Origin of the sequence: Haliea sp. E17, from assembly GCF_048323675.1 — a bacterium.
Classification (GTDB): Bacteria; Pseudomonadota; Gammaproteobacteria; order Pseudomonadales; family Halieaceae; genus Mangrovimicrobium.
Window position 1 is genome coordinate 110,004 of record NZ_JBLWFK010000009.1, and the last position, 12,041, is coordinate 122,044.

General features: G+C 66.3%; 8 protein-coding genes and 1 pseudogene. 3 read left to right on the forward strand and 6 right to left on the reverse strand.

Going from position 1 to position 12,041, the window contains the following annotated elements; genetic code table 11:
• The first annotated feature begins 75 nt into the window (after positions 1-75).
• Positions 76-2,238 (forward strand): carbohydrate-binding family V/XII, encoded by a 2,163-nt coding sequence (locus tag ACNKU3_RS19970; protein WP_418261334.1) that lies wholly within the window; start codon positions 76-78, stop codon positions 2,236-2,238.
• Positions 2,210-2,659, forward strand: a complete 450-nt coding sequence (locus tag ACNKU3_RS19975; protein WP_418261335.1) for a hypothetical protein — start codon at positions 2,210-2,212, stop codon at positions 2,657-2,659. The genes ACNKU3_RS19970 and ACNKU3_RS19975 overlap by 29 nt, the downstream gene beginning before the upstream one ends.
• Positions 2,660-2,726: 67 nt before the next feature.
• Here ACNKU3_RS19975 and ACNKU3_RS19980 read toward each other — a convergent pair whose 3' ends face one another.
• Genes ACNKU3_RS19980 through ACNKU3_RS19990 form a run of 3 tightly spaced genes read right to left on the reverse strand, consistent with a single transcriptional unit; the run spans position 2,727 to position 5,535 of the window.
• On the reverse strand, positions 2,727-3,689 hold the full coding sequence (locus ACNKU3_RS19980; protein ID WP_418261336.1) for an alpha/beta hydrolase: 963 nt from the start codon (positions 3,687-3,689) through the stop codon (positions 2,727-2,729).
• Between the two features lie 5 nt (positions 3,690-3,694).
• Positions 3,695-4,600 carry an SDR family NAD(P)-dependent oxidoreductase gene (locus ACNKU3_RS19985; protein WP_418261337.1) on the reverse strand — a complete coding sequence of 302 codons (906 nt, stop codon included), beginning with the start codon at positions 4,598-4,600 and terminating at the stop codon, positions 3,695-3,697.
• Positions 4,597-5,535, reverse strand: coding sequence for a LysR family transcriptional regulator (locus ACNKU3_RS19990; RefSeq protein WP_418261338.1), 939 nt, complete (start codon positions 5,533-5,535; stop codon positions 4,597-4,599). The genes ACNKU3_RS19985 and ACNKU3_RS19990 overlap by 4 nt, the downstream gene beginning before the upstream one ends.
• Positions 5,536-5,925: 390 nt before the next feature.
• On the opposite strand from ACNKU3_RS19990, the gene ACNKU3_RS19995 reads away from it, so the two are divergent.
• On the forward strand, positions 5,926-7,527 hold the full coding sequence (locus tag ACNKU3_RS19995) for a flavin-containing monooxygenase (RefSeq protein WP_418261339.1): 1,602 nt from the start codon (positions 5,926-5,928) through the stop codon (positions 7,525-7,527).
• Between the two features lie 35 nt (positions 7,528-7,562).
• On the opposite strand, the gene ACNKU3_RS20000 is transcribed toward ACNKU3_RS19995, so the two are convergent.
• The 3 genes and pseudogenes from ACNKU3_RS20000 to ACNKU3_RS20010 all read right to left on the reverse strand — a co-directional run.
• Positions 7,563-10,667, reverse strand: coding sequence for an efflux RND transporter permease subunit (locus tag ACNKU3_RS20000; RefSeq protein WP_418261340.1), 3,105 nt, complete (start codon positions 10,665-10,667; stop codon positions 7,563-7,565).
• A complete protein-coding gene (locus tag ACNKU3_RS20005) occupies positions 10,664-11,731 on the reverse strand; it encodes an efflux RND transporter periplasmic adaptor subunit (RefSeq protein WP_418261341.1) in 1,068 nt (355 codons plus the stop codon). The genes ACNKU3_RS20000 and ACNKU3_RS20005 overlap by 4 nt, the downstream gene beginning before the upstream one ends.
• A gap of 70 nt (positions 11,732-11,801) precedes the next feature.
• Positions 11,802-12,041: pseudogene (locus tag ACNKU3_RS20010) on the reverse strand (histidinol-phosphate aminotransferase family protein); the annotation flags it as partial.

The following is a 12,041-nucleotide window of genomic DNA, read 5'->3' on the forward strand; positions in this document are numbered from 1 at the left end:
CAGGCCGAGCGTTCGGCCCGGCACGACCGGGATGGCTGGACTAAACTTCCCCGACCCCAGGTCGAGGATCACCCCATGCCCCTTCGCTCCATCGCCGCGCTGAGATTCGCCTTCTCCCTCTGGGCCAGCCTGCTGGCGAGTTTCGTGTCCACAGCCGCACTGGCCATCGACTGGCCGCAGGAAGTCAGCGCCGAGGAAGGCACCATCACGGTCTACCAGCCGCAACCGGAAGCCCTCACCGGCAACCTGCTCACCGGCCGTGCGGCGATGTCACTGGACCTGAAGGGTAACGACGAGACCATCTTCGGCGCCTTCTGGTTCGAGGCCACCCTCGACACCGACCAGGACGCCGGCACCGCCCTGATCCGCGACCTCAGGGTGACCCGGGTACGCTGGCCGGATTCCAAGGACGCCGCGGAGCAACGCTTTACGGCAATCGTCGAAAGCGCCCTGCCGGAAAACGGCTTCACCATCTCGCTGGACCGCCTCTCCGCCAGCCTGGAATCGGCGCAAGTCGAGCAGAAAAGCCTGGATAACCTGAAGCACGAGCCGCCCGCCGTACTGTTTCGCGACACCCCCGCGGTACTGCTCAGCTACGACGGCAAGCCGCGCTACGGCGACATCGACAACAGCCCCTACCAACGCATCCTGAACACCCCGCTGGCGGTGGTGCGGCGCAAGGGCAGCAGTGAATACTGGCTCACCAGCGGCACCTTCTGGTACCGGGCCGGAGACCCGATGGGGCCCTGGCAATCCACCAGTTCACCGCCCGCCGACCTGGCGGCGATGGTGCAGGCCGCGGAAACCGATGACAGCCAGCCCCAGCCGGACAGCCCGCCGGAAATCGTCACCGCAGACCAGCCGACCGAACTGATCGTCACCCAGGGCAAACCCGCCTGGCAGAGCCTGCCCGGCGGCAAGGTGCTGTTTGTCGAAAATACCGAATCCCCCTGGCTGCGGGACCTGGGCACTAACAACATGTACCTGCTGTTGTCCGGCCGCTGGTACCGCAGCAAGCAACAGGACGGCCCCTGGACCTTCGTCCCGGCCGACCAGCTGCCGCCCGCCTTCGCCGACATCCCCCCGGACTCGGACATCGGCGGCCTGCGCAGCTCGGTGGCCGGCACCGAGGAAGCGGACAATGCTGTGCTCGACGCGCAGATTCCGCAGACCGCGGCGATCAAGCGGGACGAGGTGACGCTCAGTGTCCAGTACGACGGCAAACCCGAATTCAGCAAGATTCCCGGTACGGACGTGTCCTACGCGGTCAATACCGGCAGCCAGGTACTGGCAATTCACAACCGCTACTACGCGGTGGACAACGGCGTCTGGTTCACCGCCAGCGCGGCCACCGGTCCCTGGCAGGTCGCCGACAGCATCCCCGAGGCGGAAATCCAGAAAATCCCGCCCAGCTCGCCCGTCTACAACACCACTTATGTACACGTTTACGAGTCAACGCCAGAGGTGGTCTATGTCGGCTACCTGCCGGGCTACCTCTGGAGCTTTCCCTACTACGGCGTACCGGTTTACGGCACCGGCTGGTATTACCCGCCCTACTTCGGCTCCTACTATTACCCGCGCCCGGCCACCTGGGGCTTTAACGTCGGCTACAACCCCTGGACCGGCTGGAGCTTCGGCCTGAGCTATTCCAACGGCTTTTTCAATTTCGGCATCGGCTGGGGCGGCGGCTACCCGGGCGGATACCGGCCCTGGGGCTGCTGCAACGGCTGGTATGGCGGCGGGTATCGCGGGCCGGTGATCATCAACACCGGCAACATCAACATCGGCAACAACGTGAACGTCGGCAACCGCGCCAACCTGGGCAACCGCATCGACCGCGGCGGCAAGGTCAATATCGGCAACGCCCGCCAGAACATCTACAACAATGGCGCCAATCGCCAGCGGGTGGCGGATCGCTCCACGGCCATGGCGCAACTGAAGCAGGCCCGGCCGGTGAATAACCGCGCCAACAACGTCTACGCCGACCGCGACGGCAATGTCGCGCGCAAGGTCCAGGACGGCTGGGAAAGCCGCAATAACGGCCAGTGGAGCAAGCCGCAATTCTCCGATTCACAGCGCCAGTCGGCACAGGATGCCCTGCAGAAACACCAGCAGATGCAACGTCCGGCGATCGACCGCAGCAGCCTCGACCGCTCCGCGCTGGCCCGGCAACGCGGGCTCAACCGGGAAATGGCGCGGCCGCAAATGGGTGACAGGGGCGGCCTGCGCCGCCGCTGAAAGCGGCAAACGGCACTGTATTCCAGGCACGCCTGGCACTATCCCCCTGTTCAAGGACGCGATCGCCGACCTGGTCAACAATCACCTGGTGGAAGTCGGCGGGCCCTTCCTGGCGCAGTTGCCGATTCCTGCCCTTCCCATCAGCCTGCCCCTGGACATCGACGGCGACGGCACTGACGACGCCGAGTTCGACATCGAGCTGGCGCCGGAAGTGCTCGACGTGCTGCCGGGCGGTGACGGCCAGGCGGTAATCGCCGGCTCCATCAGTTCCGCTACCGTCGCACCGGGACGTGAAGTGCTGGGTTCCCGTCGCATTGCCGGCAGCCTGCAGGGCTGCCGAAAGCGACGGTCAACTGCACCTCGAACGCAATGGCTTGCTGACAACGGAAAACATCGCTGTCACCGGCGGGGTTTTCGATGACTTGTTCCCGGGCCTGCTGGATGTCGTCATTCCGACTGCTGCACAGGCTCCTCCGGGAGCCTGTTTTCTATCCGCCCCCCGCCCCCGCCCGGCCGCCTCCGGCGAGACCGGCGCGGACCAGCGCCGCACTCTCGGCCATGGCTGCGCGGCTGGCGGCGTGATCGGGCAGTACGGTCATGAAACCGTGGATCATCCCCGGGTAGCGTGTCGCCGTGGCGGGCACGCCGGCGCACCGGAGCTTTTCCACCAGCAATTCGCCCTCGTCCCGCAGCACATCGTATTCGGCGGTCATGACATGGGTCGGCGGAAACTCCGCCAGGTTCTCCTGCAGAGGGGTCCAGAGACCGGTCTCACGAAGGTCGCCAGCACCGCGGTACTGCCGCCAGTACCAGCCCATCCGCGCTGCGGTCATGAACGGTCCTCCGCTGAACTCGGTGTAGGAGGCGCAGGCCATGCACGGGTCGAGCGCCGGATTCGCCAGCAGCAATAAACGCGGCAGGGGCGCCTGCTGCCGCAGCAACGACAGGACGAGCCCTGCGGCCAGGTGGCCGCCGGCACTGGAGCCGTAGATAGTGCCCTGCTGCATGTCCAGGCCCAGTTCCTCGCTGCGCTGCGCAAGCCAGTTCCAGGCATCGCAGGCGTCGCGGATCGCTGTGGGGAAGGGATATTCGGGAGCCAGCCGGTAGTCCAGCGAGGCCACCACACAGTCCGCCATGGCCGCGAGCCGCACACAGCGCGTGTCGTCCATTGCCACCGAACCGCCGACAAATCCGCCGCCGTGCAGGTAAAGCACCACAGGGCGGAAGCCTGCCGGAGTCGCCGGATAGTACAGGCGCAGGCACAGGCGGGCGCCGTCCGCCGCCGTCACATAGCGGTCCTCGCACTGCGCCGGCAGTGGCGGTAACGGCAGTGCGGGCCGGGCGATGCGCATCGCCGCCTCCAGGGGCAGGGCATCGAGGTCGATGGTTGGCATATCGCCTATGGCGTCCAACACGGCCTGTACCTGGGGATCCAGTTGCACGTCGTCCATTGCCATCACCCGTCCGCGCGTTTCCAGAAACCGCTCTGCAACTCGACCGGCAGCCCGGTCATGCCGAGGACGCCACAGGGAACCTGCCGGTCCCGGAATTCGCTCTCGAAAGCGTCGGCCACCGTCTCGGCGGTCCACTGTTCCCGGTAAACCGGTGGCAGGAGCAGCGCGGGGTGGGTATAGAGGTGGATCTCGCCCTTGTCGATGCGCACCAGTTGCCCGTTCACCGCGCTGGCCCGATCCGACAGCAGGTACTCCAGCACCGGCGAGTTGGCCTCCGGCGGCTGGATTTGCGCGTAGCGCCGGGCGATGTCGGGGTCTTTCAGGTGCTCCTCGGTAAGCCCGCCGATGGTCGTCCTGCCGAAGGGCGACAGCGCGTTCACCCGCACGCCGGTGCCGGCCAGTTCCAGGGCCCAGGTGTAAACCATGGAGGCGACCGCGCCCTTGGTCGCACCGTACACCCCCATCTGCGGCATGCCCATCTGCGCACCGGATACCACATTGACAATAGAGCCGCTGCCCCGGCGCAGCATTGGCCCGATGGCGTGGCCGGTGCAATGCAGCGGCCCCAGCACGTTGACCTCCACCATGCCCCGCGCCCGCGCTGGCTGGAAGTCCTGCAGGGTCTCCAGGTAATAGAGCGCCGCGTTGTTCACCAGTCCGTCTATGCCGCCGAAGTTCGACAGGCAGTGTTCGATGAGGCGGCCGGCCTCGTCCCAGTCGGCGACGTTGGCGACGCAGGCGACCGCTGTGCCGCCCTCGGCGTTGATCGCCGCCGCGGTCTCGTGGGCGGAATCGTCCACGTCGTTGACGACCACGGACGCGCCCTGCCGTGCGGCGCCGCGCGCGCAGGCGGCGCCGATGCCCTTGCCCGAGCCGGTGATCACAATAGCCTTGCCCTGTAACATCATCCTGCCTTTCTCCTTGCCGGTGAACGTTTGCCCTGCCCGCCCTTTGCACTGCCTACGAAAGCTGTCTCCAGCAGTTGAACCAGGGCCAGTAATGCCGGTGTTTCGCGCTCCTTTTCCCACAGTGCGGACAATTGCAGGGGAATGTCGAGGTCCTCCACATCGAGGTAGACCACGCCGGGAATCTTCGCGTTCTCCGCCAGCGCCGAGTTATACAGGGCGATGGCGATCCCCTCCGCGACCATGTTTATCAGCCCCTCCGCCTGCAGCACGATGCGCGGTTCCAGTCCGCCGCGCTGGCAGGCCTCCAGCATCTCGCGGTAGGTTTCCGGCCGCAGCTCGGGCGAGGGAAACATCATGTCCTCGCCCTCGAGGTCCGCCAGTCGTACCGACGTGCGCCCCGCCAGCCGGTGCGAGGCCGGCACCATCACCACGTAGCGGTCGGTGCGCAGGTCCCGGTAGGCCAAGCCTGGTGGGTGTGGTGGACGCCGGTAGAGCAGGCCGATATCGATATCGCCGCGATTCAGCGCGCTGACCTGCCGGTCCGAGGGAATCAGGTGCAACTTGAATTCCACCTCCGGCACGCGGTGCCGGGCCTGGCCGATGGCGGCGACCGCGGCGCGCATTTCCGCCACCACCGTGGTCAGGCCAATATTCAGGACACCGAACTTCCCCGCGGCTGCCTGCTGTGTCCTCAGCCGGGCCTGCGTCAGCCGGTCGAGAATCTGCAGGGCTTCGGCGTGCAGTACCTTGCCCGCGGGCGTGAGGCGTACGCCGCGGGCGGAGCGGTGGAACAGGATGACATCGAGGTCCTCCTCGAGGTCGCGGATACGCCGCGACAGAGCCGGCTGGGCGATACACAGGCGCTCCGCGGCGCGGTGGAAACTGCCTTCCGCGGCCACCGCGACAAAGTAGCGCAGGTGTTTCAGTTCCATCATTGTTACGGGTCCCGATCCCGGTGCGCCGGGAATGATTATTCGAACTGTCCGGGGTGTGCTCGCCGGGAACCATGGCCGGCAACCGTGCCGGGCACCGGCGTCTCGGGCACGACCCCACTATAGATCCGGACCGGCGATACCGCCCAATGTTTTATTTCTATCATGGCGATACTTTTTCGGCATCACCGCCATTAGCCGGTGAAACACTGCCCGGCAACCGGCACTGGCCGCCGGGGCCGTCGCGCCCGGAGCATCCGGTATGCCGCTGCGGTATCGGTACGAGACTTATTCAGTAGTACCCGGCATTACCGACATTGCCTAAGCTTGCAGCAGAACCCCGGGATACGCATCAGGTCCCGGCCCGGATAAACAGGAAAACAAGGCACGCAGATGGACACACCAGGGGACAGCTATGACATCACCGTTGTCGGCGCGGGATTCGGCGGGCTCTACGCCGCCCACCGTTTCCGCGAGGCCGGGCTTCGCGTGCTGGGCCTCGAGGGCGCACCGGGCGTCGGCGGTGTCTGGTACCACAACGGCTACCCCGGCTCCCGCGTCGACACCGACAGCGTCGACATGTACAGCTACCTGTTTTCCAGGGACATCTACGAGGGCTGGCAGTGGCAGGAACGCTACGCGGCGCAGCCGGAACTGCTGGAGCACCTGAACTGGGTGGCCGACCGGCTGGATGTCCGGCAACTGTTCCGCTTCAATCACTGGCTGCGCGCAGCCAACTGGTGCAGCGAGGAACAGTGCTGGCAACTGACTACGGACGGGGGCAGCCAGTTCACCACCCGCTTCCTGGTGATGTGCACGGGCAATCTCTCCGTGCCCAAAGCGGTTCCCTTCCCAGGCATCGAGCGCTTTCGCGGGGAATGGGTGCAGACCAACCGCTGGCCGCAGCGTGAAGTCAACTGGGACGGTCGCCGCGTGGCCATCGTCGGCACCGGATCGTCTGGCGTCCAGGCCACGCCGGTGGTGGCCCGGAGCGCGCGCGAGCTGTACGTCTTCCAGCGCACCCCCCACTACGGCGTGCCCGCACGCAACGGCCCGCCGGACCGGGAAAAGGCCGGACGCATCGCGGAGGACCTGGCGCAGTTCAAGGAAGCCATGCTGGCGCGCCCCACCCTGCCGACCGGGCAGGAAGACCGGCGGCCCGCAATGGCCTACAGCCGCGAGGAGCAACTGGCGCGCATGGAGCGCCAGTGGGCATTCGGCGGCCACGGCATGGCCTATGTGTTCGAGGATATCGGCGTCGATCGCGAGGCCAACGCCGTCGCGGCCGAGTTCGTGCGGGACAAGATTCGCCAGCGGGTCAAGGACCCGGCGACCGCCGAAAAACTCTGCCCGGACTACCCCATTGGCACCCGGCGCCTGATTCTGGAAATCGACTACTACGAGAGTTTCAACCAGGACCATGTCGCGCTGGTGGACATGCGCGAATCACCCATAGAGGAAATCACCGCAACCGGCATCCGCACCCGCGACCGCCACTACGAGGTGGACCTCATCATCTTCGCCCTGGGCTTCCAGCCCTTCCTCGGCGCCATCGACCAGGCCGGGGTGCGCAACGCGCAGGGACAGACCCCCAGGGACCTGTGGTCGCGGGGCCCCAACACGATGTTCGGGCTGATGACCCCGGGCTTCCCCAATTTCTTCCACCCGACCAACGCCGGCAGCCCCTCGGTGCTGGGGCCGCTGATCCTGGAAAACGAATTTCACTGCGACTGGATCGCCGACTGTATCGACCACATGAACGCCGCCGGCCACCGCGTGGTCGAGGCCACTGCCGAGGGCGCGGCCATCTGGGGGGAGAAATCCGCCGCGGTCGCAGAGCGCATGCTCCGTCGCCAGGTGGACAACTACATGGTCCACGTCAACGCCGACGACGGCACCCGGGTATTCCAGCCCTGGGGGGCCGGCATGGCCACCTACGTGCCCGAGGTGCGGGCGATGACCGCGGACAATTACCGCGGCTTCGCCTTTCGCTGAAGTAGTACAGCTGGCGTTGCAGCGCCAGCCGGCGCTCATTCCGCCATCGGCGATTCGCGCTCCAGCGCCTGCATCTCGCGGTCGATGGCGCCCGGGGAAGTCGTGCGCCGCGCCAGCAGGCTGTAGAGACCGGGCACCAGGTAGAGCGTGAACACGCTCGCGGAGGCGACGCCGAACAGGATCACCGCGCCCAGCACGTTGCGGCTGGCGGAACCGGGGCCGGTCATCACCAGCAGGGGAATCGCGCCGACCAGGGTCGATATGGTGGTCATCAGCACCGGGCGCAGGCGCAGCTGGCAGGCCTCGAGGATGGCGTTGCGGAACTCCAGGCCTTCGTCGCGCATCTGGTTGATGAACTCCACCAGCAGGATGCCGTTCTTGGTGGCGATGCCGACCAGCATGAGCATGCCGATCTGGCTGAAGATATTGAACGACAGGCCGGAAACCACCAGCCCGGCCAGCCCGCCCACTACCGCCAGCGGCACGGTGACCATGATGACAGTGGGATGGACGAAGCTCTCGAACTGCGCCGCCATCACCAGGAAGGTCACCAGCAGGGCGAAACCGAAGGTCGCATAGAGCGCCCCGCTGGATTCCTTGAAGTCCAGCGACTCACCCTTGTAATCGATCTTGGCCGATACCGGCAGCTGTTCCGCTACCGTGCGCTCGAGGAAGGCCAGCGCCTCGCCCAGCGCTACCCCGGGGGCCGGGGTGGCGCTGATGGTTACCGCGCGCATGCGGTTGTAGCGCTGCAGCTCGCCGATGCTGGCGACGCTCTCCAGTTCCACCAGGTTGGCCAGCTGCACCAGCTCGCCGCTGCTGCCGCGGACGAAGATATTGCGGATGTCGTCCGGGCTGCTGCGCTGGTCGCGCTCGAGCTGGATGATCACCGGGTATTCCTCGCCGCGGTCGCTGAAGGTGGAAATTTCCTGCTCGCTCATCAATGCCTGCAGGGCCTCGCCCAATTCCCGCGCGCTCACTCCCAGCGCCGCGGCGCGGTCGAGGTCGGTAGACACGTGCAGTTGCTGCTGGGTTTCGCGCAGGTCGCTGTTGAGGCCGCCGAACAGCCCGCTGTCGCGCGCCGCATCCATCACCGTGTCGCGCCAGTCGGCGAGGGTCTCGTAATCCGGCCCCTGCAGGACAAACTCCACCGGCGTATTGCCGCCGCGCTGGCCCAGTCCCGAAGGCAGGAAAGCCATGGCACGCAGCCCGGGTATGTCACGCCACTCCCGCATCAGTTCGTTGCGCAGTTCGAAGGCGCTGTAATCGCGCTGGTCCAGGCCGACCATGGAAATGCGCGAGAACAAACCATCCGGGGTGGTATTGCCGAAGGACGGCGAGACAAACAGCACCCGGGTCAGGGTGCCGTCCTCGTGGTGCTTCAGCAGCGGGGCCTGCAATTCCTCGATCAGGCCGCGCATGCTGTCGATGCCGGTGCCCTGCTCGGCGCGGGCGAATACCATCACCGTATCCTGGTCCTCCACCGGCACCTGCTCAAGCTGCACCATGCCCGCCAGTTGCCAGGCCCCGAGCACCGACAGCGCCAGGGTAGCCAGCATCAGCAGCGGATGGCGCAGGCTCCAGTCCAGGCTGCGACCATAGGCGGCGGCCAGCCGCTCGAGGCCGGCACCGACGGTGCGGTCCAGCAGCGAACGGCGCGACTGGCGGCGCAACAGCCGCGAGCACATCATGGGTACCAGGCTGAGTGCCAGGACGCTGGATACGATCACCGCGACACAGATCGCCACCGCCAGTTCGGCGAATACGCGGCCCATGATGTCGTCCATGAATACGATGGGGGTAAACACCGCGAGCAGTACCGCAGTCGTTGCCACCACCGCGAAGCCCACCTGCCGCGCACCGCGGCTGGCGGCCAGCAGGGGCGGTTCACCACCCTCGATACGGCGGAATACGTTCTCCAGCACGACGATGGCGTCATCCACCACCAGGCCGATGGCCAGCACCATCGCCAGCAGAGTGATCAGGTTGACCGAGTAGCCGAAGGCGGCCAGCGCAATGCAACTGCCGAGCAGCGAGAGCGGAATACAGACCACCGGGATAAGCGTCGCGCGCAGGGCGCCAAGAAACAGGAAGATCACTCCCGCCACCAGCAGGGTGGTCACCAGCAGGGTCCAGTAGACGCCGCTGATCGCGGCGCGGATAAAGGCCGAGGCATCGCCGGAGGTGGAAATGCCCATGCCCGGCGGCAGGTCCCCGCGCACCGCTTCCACTTCCTGGCGGATGGCTTCCAGGACCTCGACGGTATTGGCGTTGGACTGCTTGACGATTCCGAGGGCCATACTTTCCCGGCCGTTGGTGATAAACAGTCGGCGGCTGGTTTCGCTGCCCAGGGCTACCCGGGCAACCTCACCCAGCCGTATCAGGTGGCCGTCCTCGCCGCGGCCGATCACCAGCCGGCGGAAGTCGGTCTCGCTGCGATAGGCGCGCTGCAGGCGCAGCGGGAATTCCATCTCCGCGGATTCCACCAGGCCCGCCGGCAGTTCGATGTTCTCGCGCTGCAGGGCGCTCACCACATCGCTGACACTCATGCGCCGCGCGTTCAGCTTGTGCCGGTCAATCCAGATGCGCATGGAGCGCGAGCCACTGCCATACACGGCCACCGAGGAAACACCGCTGATCGCGGCGAAGCGGTCGGTGAGGTAGCGTTCGGCGTAGTCGGTCAGCTCCACCAGCGGCAGGTTCTCCGCCTCGAGGCTGATATAGATGATCGGCGAGGCGTCGCTGTCCGCCTTCGAAACCGTGGGTGCCTCGGCATCCTGCGGCAGGCGATTGATGGCCCGCGAGACCTTGTCTCGCACATCGTTGGCGGCGGCGTCCATGTCGCGGGAGAGGTCGAACTGGATATTGATGCTGGAGCGACCATCGAGACTGGTGGAGCGGATGCCGCGCACCCCCTCGATACCGCCCAGTTCATCTTCCAGCACCTGGGTGATGCGCGATTCCACCACGTCCGCTGCCGCTCCGCGGTAGGTGGTCGATACCGACACCTGGGGCATGGAGACATCGGGGTATTCGCGGGTCGGCAGCTGGAAAAACGACATCAGGCCAAAGGCCGCCAGCAACAGCGCCAGCACGCTGGCGAATACCGGCCGCCTGACCGAGAGATCGGCGAGCTTCATTCGGCGTCACCCGTGCCGGCTGCCGCCGCCATGGCCTGTGCCGCGACTTCCTTTACCGGGACCCCGGGGCGCAGGTTCAGCTGGCCGCGCACGACCACCACCTGGCCCGGTGCAAGGCCGCCGTCGATGACCACGCCGCCCTTCACCCGCCGCTCGATCTGTACCGGCAGCATGTAGGCGCGGGACTCGTCATCCACCGCGTAGACGTAACTCTCCTGCCCTTTCTGGATCAGCGCCTGTTCCGGCAGCACCAGGGCCTGTTCCTCGCCCACCAGCAGGTCCACGGTCATCAGCATGCCCGGCAGCAGGCGTCCGTCGGCGTTATCCAGCAGGCCGCGCACCATCACTGCCCGGGTTACCGGATCGACCCGGGTATCAATGTTGCGTACGGTGCCGGCAAAGGACTCGCCCGGCCATGCCGGACTGCGGGCCTCCACGCTGTCGCCGACCCGCAGGCGCGCCAGGTAGACCTCGGGCAGGGTGAAATCCAGCTTGAGCCGGGTGAGGTCGTCCAGTTCCGCGACCACGGTACCGGGAGTAATCAGGGCGCCCACGCTCACCTGGCGAAAGCCGAGCACTCCGGCGAAAGGCGCGCGCAACTGGTGGTCGGCGAGCACTGATTTGGCCTGTGCCAGCCGCGCCTGCTGCGCCGCCACGTTGGCGCGGGCGATATCGATCGCCGCGCGGGTGGAGATTTCCGCACCCAGGGAACCCAGTCGTTCCAGGTCCAGGCTGGCTTCCTGCAGTGCCGCCTCGACTTCGCGGACCCGCGCCAGCGGCTCGGTAGTGTCCAGTTCGACCAGCAGTTGTCCCGCACTTACCCGGTTCCCGTCGTCGAAATGCACGGCGCTGATCTTGCCGCTGACCCGGGCGGTAATGGTCACCGACTCCATGGCGCTGAGTGTGGCGACCGATTCGATATGCTCTGCCACCGGTGACAGCTCGGCGGTCCACAGGGCTACAGGCACCGCCTGCGCGGACGCTCCCGCCGGAGCCGCGGGCTCCTGGTTACAGGCAGTGGCCAGCAGGCAGGCCAGCAGGGGCGCGAAAACTCGCAATCGCATGTGTTATTGATTCCAGTGCGGTTAGATCAGGAGCCTGGCGCGGGTCAAAGGACCCGCGCCAGGAGGCCGTTCATGACAGTTTGTCGAGTACCTTGGGCAGGGCGTCCACGTACATTTGTACGTCTTCCAGCTTGCCCATGCTCACCCGCGACCAGTTGGTGTAGTCGCGGTAGATGCCGCGAATATGCACCTTGTGCTCGGCCATCGCAACACGGAAATCCTCCGCATTGAGATCGCCCAGGTCGACAAACATGAAGTTGGTCTGTGACGGCAGTGCGGTCAGGCCGTTGGCCTTCACCGCGTCGGCCAC

Bases quoted from the DNA above. Each gene is read 5' to 3' on its own strand.
- ACNKU3_RS19970 (WP_418261334.1), top strand. From the start codon at position 76: ATGCCCCTTCGCTCCATCGCCGCGCTGAGATTCGCCTTCTCCCTCTGG.
- ACNKU3_RS19980 (WP_418261336.1), bottom strand. From the start codon at position 3,689: ATGGACGACGTGCAACTGGATCCCCAGGTACAGGCCGTGTTGGACGCC.
- ACNKU3_RS19985 (WP_418261337.1), bottom strand. From the start codon at position 4,600: ATGATGTTACAGGGCAAGGCTATTGTGATCACCGGCTCGGGCAAGGGC.
- ACNKU3_RS19990 (WP_418261338.1), bottom strand. From the start codon at position 5,535: ATGATGGAACTGAAACACCTGCGCTACTTTGTCGCGGTGGCCGCGGAA.
- ACNKU3_RS19995 (WP_418261339.1), top strand. From the start codon at position 5,926: ATGGACACACCAGGGGACAGCTATGACATCACCGTTGTCGGCGCGGGA.
- ACNKU3_RS20000 (WP_418261340.1), bottom strand. From the start codon at position 10,667: ATGAAGCTCGCCGATCTCTCGGTCAGGCGGCCGGTATTCGCCAGCGTG.
- ACNKU3_RS20005 (WP_418261341.1), bottom strand. From the start codon at position 11,731: ATGCGATTGCGAGTTTTCGCGCCCCTGCTGGCCTGCCTGCTGGCCACT.